Raw genomic sequence first — 19,505 nt, forward strand, 5'->3', positions numbered from 1 at the left:
AAAAAACCGTCGAGCGTGCCCCAATTACCATTGACCGTGCCAAAGATGTTGGCGCACCGGTAGTTTCGGCACGCTCGGCGGTTTTTTGGGCACGCTCGGCGGTTTTTTGGGCACGCTCGGCGGCGGTTTGGGCCCGCTCGGCGGAGGTATCTTAGGCAGTACGGGCGAGGGCCTCGATGGGATCGCTGTAGATCGCATCGAGTGAGACCGCACCGGCGGCCTGTTGCTGAACCGTTGCGCCGGAACGGGACACGCGGACGTCGCGTCGCGGGGCGACGGAGGTTTCGCGGACCGCCTGGGCGACCATCGGAAGAGTCGAGGGCGCATCGGTGAATGCCTGGCCACCGAGAACGATGTGATCGGGATTGAAGATGTCGCCGATCAGACCGACCGCACGACCCAGGATCACCGCACGTTCGGCCAGGATTGCCCGGGCGACGTCATTGCCCTCGGCCGCGAGTTGGTGCACCTCGTCGACGTTGTCGATCGCAAGGCCGGCCGCAATCGCGGCATCCACGATGCCGGTGTCACTGACCGTCGACTCGAGCTGTCCGGTTCCGGTCGGATCGAGCAGTTCGGTCTTGCCGACCGGGAAGTGTCCGATCTCCGGGGGTCCACCGGCCGGGGTGTAGACGCTGCCGCCGACGGTGAATGCGATACCCACCGATTCACGGGCGTAGAAGTAGACGAAGCTGCCACCCTCTTTTGCCGGGTCGACCAGCAGTTCGGCCTGGGGGTTGAGCAGCAGTTCGGCGGCGGCCATGGCTTCCACGTGGGAGGCCACCGAGATCGGGAGTCCGATGACCGACGCGAGCACCTCGCCGACCGGTGCGGAATCCCACGCCAATCGCGGATGGGTGTTGCGTCCGGCCTTGTCGACCCGACCGGCCAACGCCACGCCTGTCCACAGCATCTTCTTGTTCGGCCAGCGCGACAGGAATCGCTTGGCACTCAGACCGATCGACGTCAGGGTCTGCTCCGGCGTATCGGCAACCGGTGTCGGGATCTGAATGGCACCGACAACACGGTGGAAGAGGTCGTGGGTGGTGATAGACGTGACCTTGAGGCCGATATGGATGCCCACGGTCAGGAAGTCTGCGGTGTTCAGCTCGAACGGCAGACGAGGGCGGCCGATGGCGCCTGCCGGAGCAAGATCGGCGCGTTCGCGCAGCAGACCGGCCTTGAGAAGTGCGCTGACCTGCCGGTTCACTGTCGAGATGCTGAGCCCCGAAGCGCTTGACGCCGCATCGCGGAACACCGGTCCGTGCAGACGCGCAGCCCGCAACACAACTGCTGCCGGCTTGGTCGACAGATGTAGCTGCGGGTTCGCGATGTGAATCTTGGCTGCCTTCTTCGGGACGGGAACGCCCTGCGGACGGGCAGGGCGACCGGGCGCGGTGACGCGAGAGCCGACGAGGGGTCGCGAACCGCTGCGCTCGGACGGGCGGACGGGGGTAGAGCGGGTGTCGGTGGAGCCAGAAGTGATGCGGTGATCAAGTGTTGCAGTCATCGGAAGTCCTCGTGGAATGATCGCGCCAAAAACCCCATGGTTTCGGTGCGAAGTTTGTTGATGCGGAAAATGCCGCGAGCGCGGCGAGATCAGATCAGGACATTCGACAACAGAGGACGCGAGCGAGTGGCAGACGACATCCCAGCGCGGTGATCACATAGGTGACCTCCGGGATGTGGTGACCGGTGCTCGACATAGGCAAAAACATATCAGCGACGCGACCCGGCTGCCAACAATCCGCCTGGCGGCCGCACGTGATGTGAACCGGATCCGGCAGCGCAGCCAACACCCGCCGAAGACCGGTTCACCGGCGACAATAGACCCGGCGCCCTTCCGCTCGTCGACTTGGAATCACAGCGAACGAAATTGTGGAAAGGGATCGAGGCCGCGGCCCACACTGGGTTGCGATCCTCGTTTCCAACAGAAAGGCACGTGCCGTGTCCCTGCATTTCCACTGGTTCCTGCCGACGTACGGCGACTCCCGGAATCTGATGGCAGGTGGTCACGGTTCGGACATGTCAGGCGATCGTCCGGCGACGCTGCGTTATCTGAAGCAACTGGCCGGCGCTGCCGAGGTCAATGGCTTCGAAGCCGTCCTCACACCTACCGGCATGTGGTGCGAGGACGCCTGGTTGTCGACGGCGATGCTCCTGGAGACCACTGACACCCTCAAGTTCCTGGTGGCGATGCGCCCGGGCCTGACCAGCCCGACGCTGGCGGCACAGATGGCAGCCACCTACCAGTGGCAGTCCCAGGGACGACTCCTCCTCAATGTCGTGACCGGTGGCGAATCCTCTGAGCAGCGCGCATTCGGCGACTTCCTCTCGAAGGACGCCCGCTACGAACGGTGCGGCGAGTACCTCGACATCGTCCGGCGTCTGTGGACCCAGGAAGGGCCGGTCGACTTCACCGGCCGGCACCTGCGGGTGCAGGGTGCCCAGCTCGCCCGTCGGCCCGATCCGTTGCCCCCGGTCTTCTTCGGCGGGTCCTCGGCGGCGGCCGGCGCCGTAGCCTCGAAGTTCGCCGACACCTATCTGACCTGGGGCGAGAAGCCCGACGCCGTCGCCGCCAAGCTCAACTGGATCCGCGGGCTGGCCGCTGCCGAAGGGCGCGAACTGACATACGGGATCCGGCTGCATGTCATCTCCCGCGACACCTCCGAGCAGGCGTGGGCAGAAGCCGACCGACTGCTCGGCGCGCTCGATCCCGCGGTGGTGGCCGGCGCTCAGCAGAACCTCGCGCAGTCCGAGTCCGAGGGACAGAAGCGGATGCTCGAACTCCACGGTGGCGGGGCAGCTTTCAACGCCGAAACCGGTGCCCGGTCATTGGAGATCTACCCCAACCTGTGGTCCGGCGTGGGCCTGGTCCGCGGTGGTGCCGGAACCGCACTCGTCGGATCCCACGATCAGGTCGCCGACAGGATCGCGGAATACGCCGCCCTGGGCCTCGACCACTTCATCCTCTCGGGTTACCCGCATGTCGAGGAGGCCTACCACTTCGGTGAGGGCGTTCGTCCCCGGCTGATCAAGCGCGGATTGCTCGACGCCGACGATCACGCACCCGAACCGGTTCGTGGAGCATTCCTGACCTCGTACGAGCCCGCCAGCGCCTCCTGACAACCCGGCCTCAACAACTTCTGGAGAATCCATGACCACCGAAAAGATTGCCGATCAGATCAAATTCGCCTACTGGGTGCCCAACGTCAGTGGCGGCCTGGTCACCAGCGACATCGAACAGCGCACCGGCTGGGACTTCGAATACAACAAGAAGCTGGCCCAGACGGCGGAGAACAACGGCTTCGAATACGCCCTGTCCCAGGTGCGGTACATGGCCTCCTACGGCGCCGAGTTCCAGCACGAGTCAACAGCTTTCAGCCTCGCACTCCTGGGAGCCACGGAGAAGCTGAAGGTCATCGCGGCCATCCACCCCGGACTCTGGCATCCCGCGGTACTCGCAAAGTTCGGTGCCACCGCCGACCACCTGTCCAACGGACGCTTCGCGATCAATGTGGTGTCCGGCTGGTTTTCCGGTGAGTTCAAAGCCCTCGGTGAGCCGTGGCTCGAGCACGACGAGCGTTACCGCCGCAGCGCCGAGTTCCTCGAGGTGATCCGGAAAATCTGGACCGAGGACAACGTCGAATACGCCGGCGACTTCTACCGGATCCGCGACTTCACCCTCAAGCCGAAGCCGCTCAACACCCCGGAGCGCCCGAATCCTGAACTGTTCCAGGGTGGTAACTCCACCGCGGCCCGCAACAACGGTGGCCGCTACGCCGACTGGTACTTCTCCAACGGCAAGGACTTCGACGGCGTCACCGAGCAGGTGGAGGACCTGCGGGCCGTCGCGCGAGCGCACAGCCGTGAGGTCAAGTTCGGACTCAACGGATTCATCATCGCCCGCGACACCGAGGCCGAGGCACACGACACCCTCCGCGAGATCATCTCGAAGGCCAATCGTCCTGCGGTGGAAGGCTTCCGCGACGCGGTACAGCAGGCGGGTGCGTCGACCTCCGACAAGAAGGGCATGTGGGCCAATTCCTCGTTCGAGGACCTCGTCCAGTACAACGACGGCTTCAAGACCAAGCTCATCGGCACCCCTGAGCAGGTCGCCGAACGGATCGTCGCCTACAAGCGCCTCGGAGTCGACCTGGTTCTCGGCGGCTTCCTGCACTTCCAGGAAGAGATCGAGTACTTCGGAGCCAAGGTGCTCCCGCTGGTTCGTGAGATCGAGGCGGCCGACAAAGCCGCAGGTGTCAGCGCGTCGTGAGCAGCACCGCAATCGCGACCCGGATCGACTCTGCGGAACAAGCACTTTCGACCGCACGCACCCTGGCGGCACACTTCGCCACCGGGGCGGTGGCACGCGATCGCGACCGCAAACTCCCGTACCGCGAGCTCGACGAGCTCTCCGCCAGCGGTCTGCTGGCGATCACCGTGCCGGCTCAATACGGCGGCGCCGACCTGGCCCCGAGCGTCGTTGCCGAGGTCTTCCGGATCCTGGCCGCGGCCGACCCGAACATCGCGCAGATCCCCCACAGCCACTTTGTGTACCTGAATCTGTTGCGACTGGCCGGGACTCCGACACAGCAACGGGATCTGTTCTCGGATGTTCTCGGCGGCGGTCGTATCGCCAACGCGCAGTCCGAGCGCGGTGGCAAGACCATTGCCGCCATCTCCACAACCATCAAGCCCGAATCGGGAAATCTGCGGCTCGACGGTTCGAAGTTCTACTGTACGGGTTCCCTGTACGCCCATACTCTGGCGGTACTCGCCCGACTTGAGGATCCGTCCGGTGAATCAGGTTTGGAGCCAGGCGAATACGTGGCGTTCATACCGGCTGACATCGCCGGTGTCCGCATCGTCGACGACTGGAACGGCCTCGGGCAGCGCACCACCGGCAGCGGGACAATCTCGTTCGAGGCGGTCACCGTACATCCGAAACAACTGGTGGCGCGGGCCAAGGCGATCAACGCACCGGCGGGCTACGGCGCCTTCGCCCAGTTGCTGCACGTGGCGATCGACGTCGGCATCGCTGCCGGCGCCCTGCGCGCCGCAACCGGATTCGCCCGCACGAAGAGCCGTCCGTGGTTCGAGGCCGCCGTCGATCGGGCCATCGATGATCCACTGCTGATCCAGCGTTTCGGTGAACTCGCCGTCGAGGTGCGGACCGCCGAGGCAACACTGGTCGCTGCCGGCCACGCCGTCGACGCCACGTTCTCGTCGACACCGGCCGACGCGACGGAGCGTGCGGCGGAAGCCTCGATCGCGGTCGCGACGGCCAAGATCGTTGCCGACCGGGCCGCCAACGAGGTGTCGTCGGCGCTGTTCGAGGTGTCGGGAACACGCAGCGCCGCCGCTGATCTCGGACTCGATCACTTCTGGCGCAATGCCCGCACCCACACCCTGCACGATCCGGTGCGCTGGAAGTATCAGCACATCGGGCGGGCTCTGCTCCACGATGCACCACCGCCGCTGCACGGCGTCATCTGAGATCAGATCAGGAGTCTGAGTCCTCGGGTTTGTCGAAAGTCACCGTGACCTGCTCGAACCCCTTGAGCCGCTGAGCTTTCGCCTGCCTGGTGTAGGTCTTTCGATCTCCACGGGTGAGGTCTACCTTGTCGGTGAAGGGGGTCAGCAAGGCGCGCGGATACAGCCGGTGTTTACGCACCACGTTGATCTCGCCGGATATGACGATGGCCGTCGCCGCCAGGTAGAAGTAAGCGAGCAGACCCAGGACCACCGCGAAAACACTGTTGGTGGTGCTGGCGTTCTTGACCACGACGTTCACGTAGACCGTTCCGAATGTCTGCAACAGCTGCCACACCACGCCCATGACAACCGCGCCGGGCAACACATCGCGATAACCCACCCTCTCGGATGTCGTACTCAGCCGGAATGCAACGGCGAAGATCGCCGAGTTCACCATCACCACAGTGATCGCCACCCCGGTGCTCTGCGACACGTTCAGTGGGCCCGCCAGACCGCCAACAGTCGACAGCACCGTCGTCGCGATCAGCGCCAGGGCGATGAGGATGAGCAGCACCAGACTGCGCAGACGCGACAGGATCGGATTGGGCCGGCTGTTCCGCGGTACCTGCCAGGCCGTGTTCATCGCGTTCTGGGTGGCCTGACCGATGCCGGAAGCACCATAGAGCGCACCCAGCACACCGATGACGATGGCAGGGGTACCGCCGCTCAATTCCTGCGGTGTCCCGAGCTGGTCGCCGATGACCGGGAACTGGCTCAGCGCCGAATCGATCACGGTCTTCTGTAGTTCGGGATCGCCATCCAGGACGATCCCGACGGTGGTGACCAACAGCAGCAAAATGGGGAACATCGACAAAAACGCGTAGTACGTGATCAGGACCGAGAGATATCCACCTTGATCATCGACGAATTTGTAGATTACCCCGATCCAGAACCCCAGGATCGGGTGCCGCCTCTGCAGCTTGTCCAAACGCTCGATCATCACAGCACCCCAGTCCTACGTGGCGCCGTTTCGAAGATTCATGCGCTGGCGGACAACGCTACCCGAGTGCACTACTCCAGCCGGTCCAGCAGCGACCGTGCGTCGTGTGGCGCACGCACTTTGGCGTCGTTGTCGAAGTAGACATACACGTCGGCACCGCGGGCGCGCTCGGAGAAGCGCGATGCCCACCGGTCGAGGGCGTCATCGGTGTAACCACTGGTGTAGAGCTCGCGATCGCCGTGGAGCCGGGCATATACGAAATCTGCGGTCACCTCATCGATGACCGGGAACTTACCCGCCGAATCGGCGAGAACCAGGGCGATCCCCTTCTCCCGCAACAGCTCTGGTACCTCCGGGTTGTCAAAACTCGGATGACGCACCTCCATCGCGTGCCGGAGCGGTCGATCGGCATCGGTGGTGGTCCAGGCCCGCCCGGCGACATGGTCGCTGTGGCCCTCGGACATGGCTGCGGCCTGCGCGGTGGTCCGCGGCAGCAGGTCGGCAAACGCCGCAACGGCTTCGGGATCGAACGGCAGATTCGGGGGCAGCTGCCAGAGCATCGGCCCCAGCTTGGGCCCGAGCGCCAAGACCCCCGAGGCCAGGAACGTCGCCAGCGGTTCGTCGACGCCGACCAGGCGCTTCATATGCGTGATGAACCGGGGCCCCTTGACGGAGAACACGAAGTCGTCGGGAACCTGCTGCGCCCACTTCTGATAGCTCGTCGGACGTTGCAACGCGTAGAAGGATCCGTTGATCTCGACCGAGTTGAGAGTGCGGGACAGATACTCCAGCTCGCGACGCTGCGCCAGGCCAGGTGGATAGAACGCACCTCGCCAGGGCGGATAGACCCACCCGGAAGTCCCGACTCGAATCACTTCTCAACATGTACACCACGAAGCGCCCGAATTGCCCTTTTGGGCTGGTCGGTGTCGGACCACTCCCGTAATCTGTGTGGCATGACTGTCGAGGCAACAGTAAACGCGGACTTCCTGGAAATCGCCGAGCCGTTCCGCCGCGAATTACTCGCGCACTGCTATCGAATGATGGGCTCTCACCACGACGCCGAGGACCTGCTCCAGGAGACCTACATCCGGGCCTGGCGCGGATACTCCAACTTCGACGGCCGCGCCTCGGTTCGCACGTGGCTCTACAAGATAGCCACCAACACCTGCTTGACCGCACTGGGTTCCAAACAACGCCGGCCGTTGCCCTCAGGTCTCGGTGGCGACTCGTACGACCCCCAGGCCCCGCTGCTACAGGATAACGAGGTGCCCTGGCTCGAGCCGTTTCCCGACACCGAGGAGACGTTGTCCGAGACCGCGGATCCGGCGAACATTGTCGGCGCCCGCGAATCGATCCGGCTCGCGTTCATCGCCGCGCTCCAATACCTGCCCGAGCGCCAGCGGGCAGTCCTGATCCTGCGTGACGTGTTGCAGTGGCGGGCGGCAGAGGTCGCCGAGACGCTCGACCTGACCACCGCGACCGTCAACAGCCTGCTGCAGCGGGCCCGGGCACAGCTCAAAGAGGCCTCACCGGAACGTGACTCCGTCACCGAACCCGACGACGCAGCACAGCGGGAACTGCTTCAGAAGTGGGTCGAGGCCTTCGAGACCTACAACATCGATGCCATCGTGGCACTGTTCACCGACAAGGCCATCTGGGAGATGCCACCGTTCACCGGTTGGTACCAGGGACCCGCCGTCATCGGCAGTCTCATCGAGCACAACTGCCCGGCCGAAAAGGCCGACGACATGGTGCTGCTCCCGGCGACCGCCAACGGTCAGCCGGCATTCGGGTTGTACATGCTCGATCCCGAGGACGGTGTACACCGCCCTTTTCAGCTGCAGGTCCTCGACATCACACAATCCGGTGTGGCGCATGTCGTGGTGTTCTTCTCGGAAACGATGGAAGACGATTTTGCCCGATTCGGGTTGCCGGCAACCGCATCGCCGACAACCCGGACGGCTGGTGCTCAGCCGTTGATCGCCGACTGATCCATCCAGGTGACCTCCCATACGTGACCGTCTAGGTCGCGAAAGCTCCGGCCGTACATGAAGCCGTGGTCCTGCGGGTCCATCCAGGCAGAACCTCCGGTTGCGAGGGCCTTGTCGGCCATGGCGTCCACAGCCTCACGCGACTCGGCCGACACCGCAATCAGGACTTCACGGTCCTTGCTCGTGTCGGTGATCCCACCGGTGATGAAGTCCTGAAACCGGGCCGGTGTCATCAACATCGCGACGGTCAGTTCGTTGATGACCAGGCAGGCCGTGTTCTCGTCGCTGAACGTCTCGTTGAATTCGAATCCCAAGCCCGTGAAAAACGTTCGCGTGGCCGGGATGTCAGTAGCGGTGGTGTTCAGGAACAACATGCGGGACATAGGTGACTCCGTTTCGGCTGTATTTGTCTGTGCACTGGGGCAGACCGTGCCCACTCTAGAACTTAATCGCAGAACGGAGGAATGGACGCCGGTCCGCGCAGGTTGCACAAAGGAATCCATCGGTTGAGCAATCAAAGGGGTCATGAGTGAAAATCGGAATCATCGGCGCGGGTTTCATCGGCGGGACGCTCACGCGTCGCCTGACACAGTTGGGCCACGAGGTTCGAGTCTCCAATTCGCGAGATCCTCAGACTCTTGCCGAGCTGGCCGCGGAAACCGGTGCAGAGGCGGTCTGGGCAAAAGACGCCGCCACCGACGCCGATCTGGTGATCGTGAGCATTCCGCAAAAGAACACGCCTGACCTCGCCGACGGGATCGTGTCGGCCCGCAAACCCGGTGCGCCGGTCATCGAGACGAACAACTACTACCCCCAGCAGCGCGATGGCAAGATCGCAGCCATCGAAGACGGAACACCCGAAAGTGTTTGGGTCTCAGAGTTGTTGGACGCGCCCGTGCACAAGGTCTTCAACGGCATCTACTGGAAACACCTGTTGGAGAAGGGCGTTCCGGCGGGCACCGCAGGGCGGATAGCCTTGCCCATCGCAGGCGACGACGAAGTGGGGAAGAAAGCCGTCTCCGCCCTCGTCGATGAACTCGGGTTCGACCCGGTCGACGCCGGTTCTCTCGCCGAATCCTGGCGGCAGCAACCCGGAACCCCGGTGTACGGCAAAGACTTCGGCATCGACGCAACCGTCGAAGCGCTGGCGCAGGCATCACCGGACCGCACGGCAGAGTGGCGAGCCTGAACTGACAAAAAGCCCACCTTCTTCTGAAGAAGGTGGGCTTTTGTGAATTCAGGCGAGAATGAGCTCGATGCTGTCGACGAGCGCGGTGACCAGCTCATCGAGTGAATCCGACCCCAGCACCCCAACCATCTCATCCGAACGCATGCTGATCACCGACTCGACCAGACGGAACGGCAGATGGCGTCGCGCGTCGGACTCGTCACCCAGTACTTCACCCGCGAGCCGTGCGTAGATGCGAGCCAAGTCGCTACGGGCACTTCGAAATTCGGCAAAACGATCGGTCCGCAGCTCCGGTAGCAGGTAGAGCGCACCGAGGTTCCAGCGAGACCCGGCCAGTTGTCCGGCGTCGAAGCGAGCCAACGTCAGCAACCGATCCAGTGCGGAGCCTTCGGCATCGATCAGGTCCACTGCGTGCTCGAGCGGCGCGAGGACGGTGTCCTGCAACAGCGACTCGAGGATGTCGTCTTTGGTCTTGAAGTGGTGATAGAGCGAGGCCTGACGGATACCCACCGCCTCGGCGATCATCCGGGTTGACGTACCCGAATATCCACGCGTCGTGAACAACTCGGCGGCGGCGTCGAGTATCTCGTCGCGCGCCGTCGCCCCACGGCGGCGCTGTTCCACCAACCGTGGGCGTCCGGGCCCTGCCGCAACCTGACTCACGCACTCACCTTACTGCCGCCCGGGCACATCCTGATGGACCCCGCCGCTACGTAGGCCCCCCACCTGCAACGCAGTGCAATTCCGGAAACATAATTGTTTCACGTGGTAGCACCCCGTTAACAAACCTGTCACTCGATAGAAACTGCCAGGCGATTATCTATCACTCGACAGGTTCACCGGGCCGCAGAGTCCACGACCAGGAAGATTCTCCATGACTGCAACAGCGCAACCACCCTCGGCTCCGGCCACCGGCGGTACCTCGCAGATCGGCGACTCCGACGACCTCTCCGCGTTCGGTTACACCCAGCAGTTGCACCGGTCGCTGGGTACGTTCGCATCCTTTGCGGCCGGATTCTCGTTTGTCTCGATCCTGACCACGATCTTCCAGCTCTTCGGCCTGGGCTTCTCGTTCGGCGGGCCGGCCTTCTTCTGGACCTGGCCCATCGTCTACATCGGCCAGTTCGGCGTTGCACTCTGCTTTGCCGAGATCGCGGCACGCTACCCGATCTCCGGTGCCATCTACCAGTGGTCGCGGCGCATGGGCGGCGAGGTCATCGGATGGTTCGGCGGCTGGTTCATGATGCTGGCGCAGATCGTCACCGCATCCGCTGCCGCCATCGCATTGCAGGTGGTCATGCCGTCGATCTGGGACGGCTTCCAGATCATCGGCACCGACGCCGCACTGACCAGCACCAGCGGCGCGGCCAACGCGGTCCTGCTCGGCTCGATCCTGCTCGTCATCACCACCTTCATCAACTGCATCGGCGTCAACTGGATGAGCCGGATCAACAACATCGGCGTCACCTGCGAGATCGTCGGCGTGATCGCGGTGATCCTGGCACTGTTCACCCACGCCGAACGTGGACCCGGCGTCGTCTTCGACACCGGAATCCCCGGTGAGCAGCCCGGATACATCTGGGCATTCATCGTCTCCGGTTTGATGGCCGCGTACGTGATGGTCGGATTCGGTTCCGCCGGCGAACTCGCGGAAGAGACCAAGAACCCGCGCCGCGTTGCCCCGCGCACCATCCGACTGGCCCTGACGGTCTCCGCGATCGGTGGCGGCCTGATGCTGCTCGGCGCGCTGATGGCCGCACCGACCCTGGGTGAAGAGCTCGCCGTCGGTGGTCTTCCCTACGTCCTCGACTCGGTCCTCGGGTCGTTCTGGGGCAAGGTCCTGTTGTGCGACGTGGTGATCGCGATCTTCATCTGCACCCTGGCAATTCAGACCGCGTGCTCTCGACTGATGTTCTCGATGGCACGGGACGACCGGCTGCCCGCCTCCAAGATCCTGGCCCACGTCAACCCGAAGACCGGAACCCCGATCGCACCGTCGATCCTGATCGGTGTCCTGTGCATCGGCGTGCTGGTGGTCAACGTCGGCAACTCCGCGATCTTCGCAACCCTGGCCAGCGTCTGCATCATCCTGATCTACCTTGCATACCTGTCGGTCACCGGCCCGATGCTCTGGCGCCGGATCAAGGGATGGCCCGGCGAGAATGTCCCGGTCGATTCCGAGGGCAAGAAGCTGTTCAGCCTGGGGCGCTTCGGGATCCCGGTCAACATCTTCGCCGTGGTCTACGGACTTCTGATGGTCGTCAACCTGTCCTGGCCGCGCGCCGAGATCTTCGATCCCACAGGAGAAATGCCGATCCTCAAGTGGGCCGGCCCGATCTGCATCGTCGGCGCGGCGATCATCGGCATCGCCTGCTTCCCGCACGGAAAGACACATCCGATGCCGGTCCCGGCTCCATCGGCCGCAGATTCCAAGTAGCCCGCTGAACAATCCCATACCAGCACAAGGACATTCATCATGACGACAACCGGAACAACCACCGGAACCACCGCAGGCGCCCGTGAACACGCCCGCGCCCAAGCCCAGGCGATCACCGACTCCATGCCGGTCGTCCCCGCCTCGGCCTGGCCCACTGTTCCCGATCAGACTGCACCGCAAGACATGACGTGGGCCGAGACGATCCCCGGTGGCCGCTACAGCGTGAAGGTGCTCGCCCGGGGCACCCGCCTCCGGCTCCGCGACGTGACCGGCAGCGGATGCGCACACCTGCTGCTCTGGCGGTCTGACGCACCGTGGGAACGACTCAATGTCGCCGACACCGTGAAGGTGCCGTGGCAGGCCTATCTCGGCGCCGGACATCCCCTGCTCAGCGATCAGGGCCGGGCCCTGGCGACCATCGTCGAGGACACCTCGGGCCATCACGATGCGCTGTGTGGCACGACCACACTGGCGGCCAACACCGAGAAATACGGTGCCGGCGAGGTCTATTCACACTCGCCCGCCGGACGCGAGCTGTTCACGTTGGCGGCGGCCAAGCAGGGACTCACCCCCACCGATGTCGTGCCGTCGCTCTCCTTCTTCCACAGCATCGTGGTCGGCGACGACGGTTCACTGATCTCGAAGGGATCGGCGGGACAAGATAAGTACGTGGATCTTCTGCTCCACCTGCCCTGCACGGTCGCGATCGTCAACACCGCACATCCACTCGATCCCTCCCCGACGTTTGATGTCGGGCCCGTCGAAGTTCTGGCCTGGAAGGCACTCGCCGACCTCGACGCCGCCGTTGCCGGGCTCGACGACACCGACCCCGAATACCAGCGCGCAGTCCTCAACTCCGAAGATGCCTGGAACGCCGCACATTTCGAAAGGACCGTCTGATGTCCACCACCGCAACATCCACCCCGACCACCGCATCCGCCGCAGACCTGGCCCTGGTTCCCGGTGAGGTGATCGGTGACCACGTGATCGGCGAACGCGCACCCTGGTCTGGTGTCGTGGCCGCCGGCGACGTCCTGACCATCGTCGACCTGCACGGCAATCAAGCCGTCGACACGCTGTTCTTCGGCGCCGACGACCATGCGGTCCGCTACTCCGCACAGGCCACGATCTCTGCGCAGGGCAACATCTTTCTGACCACCGGCACCGTCATCCGGGATCACGACTCGGCACCGATGATGACCATCGTGGCCGACGAGGTCGGCAATCACGACACGGTCGGTGGTGCGTGCTCGCAGGAATCGAACACGCTGCGCTACGGGCACCACACCAAACATCAGCACGCCTGCGTCGAGAACTTCCTCATCGGCGGCGCGCCACACGGTTTGGGCAAGGCCGATCTCGTCGGCAACGTCAACTTCTTCATGAACGTGCCGGTCGATGCCGACGGGTCGCTCGGCATCGTCGACGGATTGTCCGCACCGGGACTGCGATTGGCCCTGCGCGCCGAGATCGACACCCTGGTCCTGATCTCCAATTGCCCGCAGATCAACAACCCCTGCAACGGATTCGACCCCACTGCAGTACGAGTCATCGTGACCCGCCCGTCCGCAGATCCGAAAGGCGCCTGAAGCGATGACGACGATCTCGGTACTGCGGGCGGGCCCGCAGACGACCATCCAGGACTGGCCCGGACGGATCCGGCACTGGCAGGTCGGCGTCCCACCATCGGGACCGATGGACGACCTGTCGTTCCGGCTGGCCAACGTGGCAGTCGGAAACCCGGAGGGCACAGCCGGACTCGAGTGCACGATGATGGGTCCGCGACTGACCTTCTCCGAGGACACCGTCGTGGCGATCACCGGCGCGCCGGTCGTTGTCACGGTCGATTCGATGCCGGCGCCGCAGTGGACCCCGATCACCGTGAAGGCCGGGGAGGTTCTCGACATCGGCGCCGCCGGGCCGGTCGGGATGCGGGTGTACCTGGCTGTGGCCGGAGGTATTGATGCCGAAGAGTATCTGGGCAGCCGTTCCACGTTCACACTCGGCAAGTTCGGCGGCAAGGATGGTCGTCCGCTGATCGAAGGCGACACGCTCAGTTGTGCCGGCGCCGCTCTGGCCAGTGCACCGCGGCGCATCCTGAACGACGAGAAGCCGGCGCTGACCGACAACTGGCAGCTCGCGGTGACCGTCGGGCCCCACAGCGCGCCCGAGTTCTTCACGGCCGAGGACATCGAGGATCTCTACAACACGCCCTACGAGGTCCACTTCAACTCCGACCGGACCGGTGTCCGTCTCGTCGGGCCTCAGCCCCGCTGGGCCCGGACCGACGGTGGCGAAGCCGGCCTGCATCCGTCGAATATCCACGACAACGCGTACTCCGTCGGCGCCCTGGACTTCACCGGTGACACGCCGATACTGCTCGGTCCCGACGGCCCCAGCCTCGGCGGGTTCGTCTGCCCCGTCACCGTCACCACAGCCGACCGCTGGAAGATGGGTCAGCTCAAGCCGGGCAACACCGTGCGCTTCGTCCCGGTCCGCTCGGCCGAGGCTGCCAGCCCGGCCGACCTCGGGTCAGCACGCCGCTCGGACATCAGCGTCGTCCTGTCCAGCGGCGGTGACCACGACGGCGGCGTCCTCGGGTCAACCATGACTGCGGACGGCAGCACCGTTGTCACCTATCGGCGTAGCGGCGACGACAACATCCTCGTCGAATACGGCGACATGACCCTCGACCTGGCGCTCCGGGCCCGTGTCCACGCGCTCGCCGAGCGCATCGCCGCAGACCGGCCCGCCGGACTCATCGACCTCACCCCGGGCATCCGGTCGTTGCAGGTCAAGGTCGATCCGACCAAGCTGCGGCAGTCGGTTCTCCTGGACTGGCTGATCGAGTGCGAGGCCCAGCTGCCGGCCGCATCGGAGCTTGTTGTCCCGAGCCGCACCGTGCACCTGCCCCTTTCCTGGGACGACCCGGCAACTCGGGAGGCCATCCAGCGATACATGCTCGGCGTCCGCTCGGACGCCCCCTGGTGCCCGTGGAACATCGAGTTCATCCGGCGCATGAACGGCCTCGGTTCGGTCGACGACGTGCACCGCATCGTCTTCGACGCGGAATACCTCGTGCTCGGTCTGGGCGACGTCTATCTCGGTGCACCGGTCGCGGTGCCACTTGATCCACGCCACCGATTGGTGACCACCAAGTACAACCCCGCCCGCACCTGGACTCCGGAGAACGCGGTCGGTATCGGCGGCGCCTACATGTGTATCTACGGCATGGAGGGTCCCGGCGGTTACCAGTTCGTCGGTCGCACCACGCAAGTGTGGAATCATCGGCATCCACTGGAGGCGGCCGGATTCGATCCCGAGCATCCGTGGCTGCTCCGCTTCTTCGACAAGATCAGGTGGTACCCGGTGAGTGCAGACGAATTGCTGGACCTGCGGGCCGATACCGCCGCCGGACGCGGCCGGGTTCAGATCGAGCACGGCACCTTCTCGCTCGCAGAGCACCAGATGTTTCTCGACGAGAACGCCGCCGACATCAACGCACAACGGTCGATGATGGAGATCGCCCGCACAGAAGAACGCCGGCGCTGGTCCGACAGTGGCGAGTTCGCCATCAAAACAGGAAGGGTGGCATGAGCCGCATCGCCGAGATCTTTGCCGCGATCGAAGCGGCCGACCGTCCGGAGGTCTTCATCACGCTGCGTGACGAAGCCGACGTGACCCGCGAACACGCTGCGTCACTTGCCGCGGGCGGACCCTTGGCCGGCGTTGTCCTGGCCGTGAAGGACAACGTGGACGTGGCCGGACTTCCGACCACCGCTGCCTGCCCGGGGTTCGAATACCGGCCCGAGATCGATGCCGCCGCGGTCGCCGCGCTCCGTGCCGCCGGCGCGGTGGTCATCGGCAAGACCAACCTCGACCAGTTCGCCACCGGACTCGTCGGGACCCGCAGTCCCTATGGTGCGGTCCGTGATTCACGCCGCGACGACCGGATCTCGGGTGGTTCCAGCTCCGGATCCGCAGTCGCGGTGGCACTCGGATTTGCCGACATCGCCATCGGCACCGACACCGCCGGGTCAGGGCGCGTACCCGCCGGCCTGCAGGGCATCGTGGGAATCAAACCGACATTGGGTGTGGTCAGCAACTCCGGTGTTGTCCCGGCCTGCGCCAGCTACGACTGCGTCACGATCCTTGCCGCCGACCTCGATCTCGCCAACCGGGCGATGGGCGTCATGTCCGATACCGGAACATGGCCCGCCGGCACTCATTTCGCCGCGTCCGAGCGTCCCGTGGTGGCCGCTCCGGACACCCTCACCGCACTCGACCCGGCCTGGCAAGCCGCCTTCGAAGCCGCCGTCGCACAGGCACAGTCGGCCGGCATCGAGGTCAGACGCATCAACATCGACGACTTCCTCGCCGCAGCGAAACTCCTGTACGACGGTGCACTGGTCGCCGAGCGCTACGACGCTGTCGGCGAGTTCATCTCGGCAGCAAAGGATTCCGATGGCCTCGATCCGACCGTCGCCGGAATCATCGGTGCCGCCGACCGCTTCCGCGCAACCGATCTGCTGGCCGATCGCCGGAAAGTCGAAGAGCTCCGAATCCGGGCACTGTCGGCGCTCGGTGACGCCGCCGCACTGATCGTGCCGACCGCGCCGATGCATCCGACCCTCGAGCAGGTCGCGGCCGACCCGATCGGCGTCAACGCGACGATGGGCACGTACACCAACTTCTGCAACCTCTTCGATCTGTGCGCGGTGGCCGTCCCGGTCAGCGAAGTCGTCGAATCAGACGGCAGCACTGCCCAGTTCGGTATCACCGTGGTCGGTCGTGCATACGACGACGCGGTTGTTCTCGACATCGCCGGACGCATCGGCAGCAGCTTGCCTGCCACCGGGCCGTCCTGGCCGGAACGTGCGGATGCCGAGGTCGCCGAAGTGTTTGTCGTGGGGGCGCATCTGCGTGGACAGCCGCTGGCCGGACAGCTGACCGGCCGCGGGGCGCGCTGGTCGGGTGAGGTCGCAACCGCACCCACCTATCGGCTGGTCGCCCTCGACACCCAACCCGCCAAACCCGGACTCATTCGCGACACCGACCACGGACAGTCGATCCGCGGCGAACTCTGGACCCTGTCACCGGCCGCGCTCGGCGAGTTCCTTGCCGAACTGCCCGCGCCGATGACCCTGGGCCCGGTGGAACTCGCCGATGGACGTTGGACCGTCGGCTTCGGCTGCAGCCACGACTCCGTGGCAGCTGCCGAACCCCTGACCGCGACACACTGGCTGGAGCGCTGACCCACGCGCCACATGCGGTTCAGGCACTCAGGTCGAGCACTGTACCTGTGCCGTTGCGTAGCGCGCAGTCCACGAGGATTCTCGCAGTAACCAAGTCCTGCAACCCGATTCCAACGGAGCTGAATACTGTGATCTCGTCATCCGACCGGCGTGCACGGTCGAGATGGTTCCGGTCGGACTCGCGGTGCCGAGACGTTACTCGGCCGACCCCCTTGGCTTGAAGCACGTTGCGTGGAGGCTTTTCATCTCATCCTCGAAGATTCGGACTGGTCCCTCTACGAGGACGTCCGGCGCGACCGCGTTGATCGGCAGGGACGCGACCGGCGACGGCGGTACCTCCCATTCCGTCAGCCACTCGGTCAGCTGAGCGCCGGAAACCGCATAGACGATGCGGTCCAATCCAACCCAGGCGTGCGCGGCTGCGCACATCGGGCAATGTTCTCCGGAGGTATAGACGGTCGCCTCGGCGCGTGCCACCGGAGACATGTTCGCCACTGCCCACAGGGCGATGGTCAATTCGGGATGGCGGGTGTGGTCGCCTCCTTTGACCCGGTTGCGGTCCTCGAAGATCACCTTGCCGGTGCCGTCGACCAGAATCGATCCAAACGGTTGGTCACCGTCGTCGAGGGCTTCGGACGCCAAATCGACGCAGCGCCGCAGATGTTCGATGTCACGATCGGAGATGCTCACAGCGACAAGGATACGGGTTACGAACCGCGCAACTCTGTGATGACCCGGCCATAGGCCTGCAGATCAGCACCGGAAGGGTCGATCGGCGTGATGTACGTGATTCCGAACCTGTCTCGCAGTTCCCTGATCCTGGCCACGACGTCTTTCTGACTGCCACGCAGTCCGTTTGGCAGTGCCAGGAGTTCGGCATCGGTGGCGCCGCGCCGATGGCTCCTCAAAGTGTCGAGGTCGGGTTCGCGGTCAATGGCGAGATCGAAGATGATCAGGTTGATCTCGAGTTCACCGAATCGGTTGCCGGCCTTGGACCGCACGAAGTCGACGCGCTCGGCCAGGGCGGTGTCGTCGGCGACTGCGGCGAGGGCAACGATGTCTGCGTGCTGCGCCGCCAGGGTCAATACCTTGTCACCGATACCGGCGATCATGATCGGCGGTGGCGTCTGCACCGACCGAGGCTCATGGTCGGTGCGGCCGAGGAGCTCCCTGAGCGTGAACACGGTCTCGCGGAGGTGCTGCACCCGCTGTCCAGGCGTTCCGAAAGGGATTCCGGCAGCATCGAACTCGGACTTCACATAACCGGCACCGAGCCCGATCTCGAACCGTCCCCCACTGAGTTGATCAATACTGGCGATATCGCGCGCCAACAGAGCCGGCCGATAGAAGCCGGCATTGAGGACGAAGGTCCCAACCCGCACGGTCGGAGCAGCGCTCGCCGCGGCAACAAGCATCGGGAACGGCGCCCCGAGCTCCAGGTGATCGGGCAAAAGGACGACGTCGACACCACAACCTTCAGCTTCGCGAACCTGTGCAAGGAAATGGTCCACCCCGCCGCGTCCAAGAAGATTCACTCCGAAACGGAAGTCACGCGCTGTAGCCATGAAATCCAGCGTATCGAACGTGTCGGACCTCGTCGCTATGATGAGGGGTTTGGTTCGTTCGTGCGAGTTAAAGATGTTGTAGTGCAATAGAATTGGCTGCCTCGAACACTTGTGCTAACCGGGATTTGCGGGTACCTTGGAGTCATGGACTTCGGAGGAATGTTCGCCAGACTTTCTGATCTGGCAGGGGATGCGGCTTTGGTTGCCGGTGATGACACTGAGTTGTCATCACGTACGGTGGCGGTCATTCGACTCAATCATGTAGTGGAACAACTACTTTTCCGACTGGTGGGTGAAATTGACACTCGTGGGATCGCGCAGAAATCCGGAAAGGGATCTACAGCGAAGCTGCTACAGGAAGCCGGGATGGCGCCAGTGGTGGCCCACCGCTACGTGCGGGTGGGCAAAGCACTGAAGGACATTCCATCGGTCGCGTCGTACGGGGTGGACGGAACACTCTCGGGTGAGCATGTGGACTCGATTGTGAAGGGCCTCAACCATATTGCCCGACGCAACCCGGAACTTCCGGACACTGACCGTACGGACTGTGTGCGTGGCCTGCTGGCCGAAGCGTTGACCACCAACCC

Annotated in this window: 17 protein-coding genes and 1 pseudogene; 11 read left to right on the plus strand and 7 right to left on the minus strand. The window is 64.3% G+C overall.

What is annotated here, in order from left to right:
- Positions 1-151: 151 nt before the first annotated feature.
- Positions 152-1,510: an ROK family protein gene (locus tag H290_RS0108340; RefSeq protein ID WP_020106336.1), complete on the minus strand. Its 1,359-nt coding sequence runs from the start codon at positions 1,508-1,510 to the stop codon at positions 152-154.
- A gap of 437 nt (positions 1,511-1,947) precedes the next feature.
- On the opposite strand from H290_RS0108340, the gene H290_RS0108345 reads away from it, so the two are divergent.
- From H290_RS0108345 to H290_RS0108355, 3 genes are read left to right on the plus strand one after another with little or no spacing between them, the layout of a single operon-like run.
- On the plus strand, positions 1,948-3,126 hold the full coding sequence (locus H290_RS0108345; protein WP_020106337.1) for an LLM class flavin-dependent oxidoreductase: 1,179 nt from the start codon (positions 1,948-1,950) through the stop codon (positions 3,124-3,126).
- 31 nt (positions 3,127-3,157) lie between these two features.
- Positions 3,158-4,276, plus strand: a complete 1,119-nt coding sequence (sfnG, locus tag H290_RS0108350) for a dimethylsulfone monooxygenase SfnG (RefSeq protein ID WP_020106338.1) — start codon at positions 3,158-3,160, stop codon at positions 4,274-4,276.
- Positions 4,273-5,499, plus strand: coding sequence for an SfnB family sulfur acquisition oxidoreductase (locus H290_RS0108355; protein WP_020106339.1), 1,227 nt, complete (start codon positions 4,273-4,275; stop codon positions 5,497-5,499). Before sfnG ends, H290_RS0108355 begins: the two co-directional genes overlap by 4 nt.
- 7 nt (positions 5,500-5,506) lie before the next feature.
- Here the strand turns inward: H290_RS0108355 and H290_RS0108360 are convergent, their stop codons facing one another.
- Entirely contained in the window at positions 5,507-6,478 is a 972-nt protein-coding gene (locus tag H290_RS0108360) for a YihY/virulence factor BrkB family protein (protein WP_020106340.1), read from the minus strand.
- A 71-nt stretch (positions 6,479-6,549) separates the two neighbouring features.
- A complete protein-coding gene (locus H290_RS0108365) occupies positions 6,550-7,353 on the minus strand; it encodes a DUF72 domain-containing protein (protein WP_020106341.1) in 804 nt (267 codons plus the stop codon).
- Between the two features lie 81 nt (positions 7,354-7,434).
- Here H290_RS0108365 and H290_RS0108370 point away from each other — a divergent pair, with 81 nt between their 5' ends.
- A complete protein-coding gene (locus H290_RS0108370; RefSeq protein ID WP_020106342.1) occupies positions 7,435-8,472 on the plus strand; it encodes a sigma-70 family RNA polymerase sigma factor in 1,038 nt (345 codons plus the stop codon).
- On the opposite strand, the gene H290_RS0108375 is transcribed toward H290_RS0108370, so the two are convergent.
- Positions 8,451-8,855, minus strand: coding sequence for a VOC family protein (locus H290_RS0108375; RefSeq protein ID WP_020106343.1), 405 nt, complete (start codon positions 8,853-8,855; stop codon positions 8,451-8,453). The two genes, H290_RS0108370 and H290_RS0108375, sit on opposite strands and share 22 nt — an antisense overlap.
- Positions 8,856-9,001: 146 nt before the next feature.
- Between H290_RS0108375 and H290_RS0108380 the strand changes: the two genes are divergently transcribed.
- On the plus strand, positions 9,002-9,661 hold the full coding sequence (locus H290_RS0108380) for an NADPH-dependent F420 reductase (RefSeq protein ID WP_020106344.1): 660 nt from the start codon (positions 9,002-9,004) through the stop codon (positions 9,659-9,661).
- A 48-nt stretch (positions 9,662-9,709) separates the two neighbouring features.
- On the opposite strand, the gene H290_RS0108385 is transcribed toward H290_RS0108380, so the two are convergent.
- The gene (locus H290_RS0108385; RefSeq protein WP_028462948.1) at positions 9,710-10,324 is read right to left on the minus strand and encodes a TetR/AcrR family transcriptional regulator; all 615 of its coding nucleotides are present in this window, start codon (positions 10,322-10,324) and stop codon (positions 9,710-9,712) included.
- A gap of 211 nt (positions 10,325-10,535) precedes the next feature.
- Between H290_RS0108385 and H290_RS0108390 the strand changes: the two genes are divergently transcribed.
- The 5 genes from H290_RS0108390 to atzF are packed head-to-tail and all read left to right on the plus strand — an operon-like array spanning position 10,536 to position 17,353.
- A complete protein-coding gene (locus tag H290_RS0108390) occupies positions 10,536-12,098 on the plus strand; it encodes an amino acid permease (protein ID WP_020106346.1) in 1,563 nt (520 codons plus the stop codon).
- A gap of 39 nt (positions 12,099-12,137) precedes the next feature.
- The gene (locus H290_RS0108395; RefSeq protein WP_020106347.1) at positions 12,138-12,998 is read left to right on the plus strand and encodes an urea amidolyase associated protein UAAP1; all 861 of its coding nucleotides are present in this window, start codon (positions 12,138-12,140) and stop codon (positions 12,996-12,998) included.
- Entirely contained in the window at positions 12,998-13,687 is a 690-nt protein-coding gene (locus H290_RS0108400; RefSeq protein ID WP_020106348.1) for an urea amidolyase associated protein UAAP2, read from the plus strand. Before H290_RS0108395 ends, H290_RS0108400 begins: the two co-directional genes overlap by 1 nt.
- Positions 13,688-13,691: 4 nt before the next feature.
- Positions 13,692-15,695 carry a 5-oxoprolinase/urea amidolyase family protein gene (locus H290_RS0108405; protein ID WP_020106349.1) on the plus strand — a complete coding sequence of 668 codons (2,004 nt, stop codon included), beginning with the start codon at positions 13,692-13,694 and terminating at the stop codon, positions 15,693-15,695.
- Positions 15,692-17,353 carry an allophanate hydrolase gene (atzF, locus tag H290_RS0108410; protein WP_020106350.1) on the plus strand — a complete coding sequence of 554 codons (1,662 nt, stop codon included), beginning with the start codon at positions 15,692-15,694 and terminating at the stop codon, positions 17,351-17,353. Before H290_RS0108405 ends, atzF begins: the two co-directional genes overlap by 4 nt.
- Before the next feature lie 195 nt (positions 17,354-17,548).
- Here the strand turns inward: atzF and H290_RS0108415 are convergent, their stop codons facing one another.
- Positions 17,549-18,043 carry a nucleoside deaminase gene (locus H290_RS0108415; RefSeq protein ID WP_020106351.1) on the minus strand — a complete coding sequence of 165 codons (495 nt, stop codon included), beginning with the start codon at positions 18,041-18,043 and terminating at the stop codon, positions 17,549-17,551.
- Positions 18,044-18,060: 17 nt separating this feature from the next.
- Positions 18,061-18,918 carry a TIGR03621 family F420-dependent LLM class oxidoreductase gene (locus H290_RS0108420; protein ID WP_036518330.1) on the minus strand — a complete coding sequence of 286 codons (858 nt, stop codon included), beginning with the start codon at positions 18,916-18,918 and terminating at the stop codon, positions 18,061-18,063.
- A 144-nt stretch (positions 18,919-19,062) separates the two neighbouring features.
- Between H290_RS0108420 and H290_RS0108425 the strand changes: the two are divergent.
- Positions 19,063-19,505: pseudogene (locus H290_RS0108425) on the plus strand (DUF222 domain-containing protein); the annotation flags it as partial.

This window comes from Nocardia sp. 348MFTsu5.1 (assembly GCF_000383535.1).
Taxonomy (GTDB): Bacteria; Actinomycetota; Actinomycetes; order Mycobacteriales; family Mycobacteriaceae; genus Williamsia; species Williamsia faeni.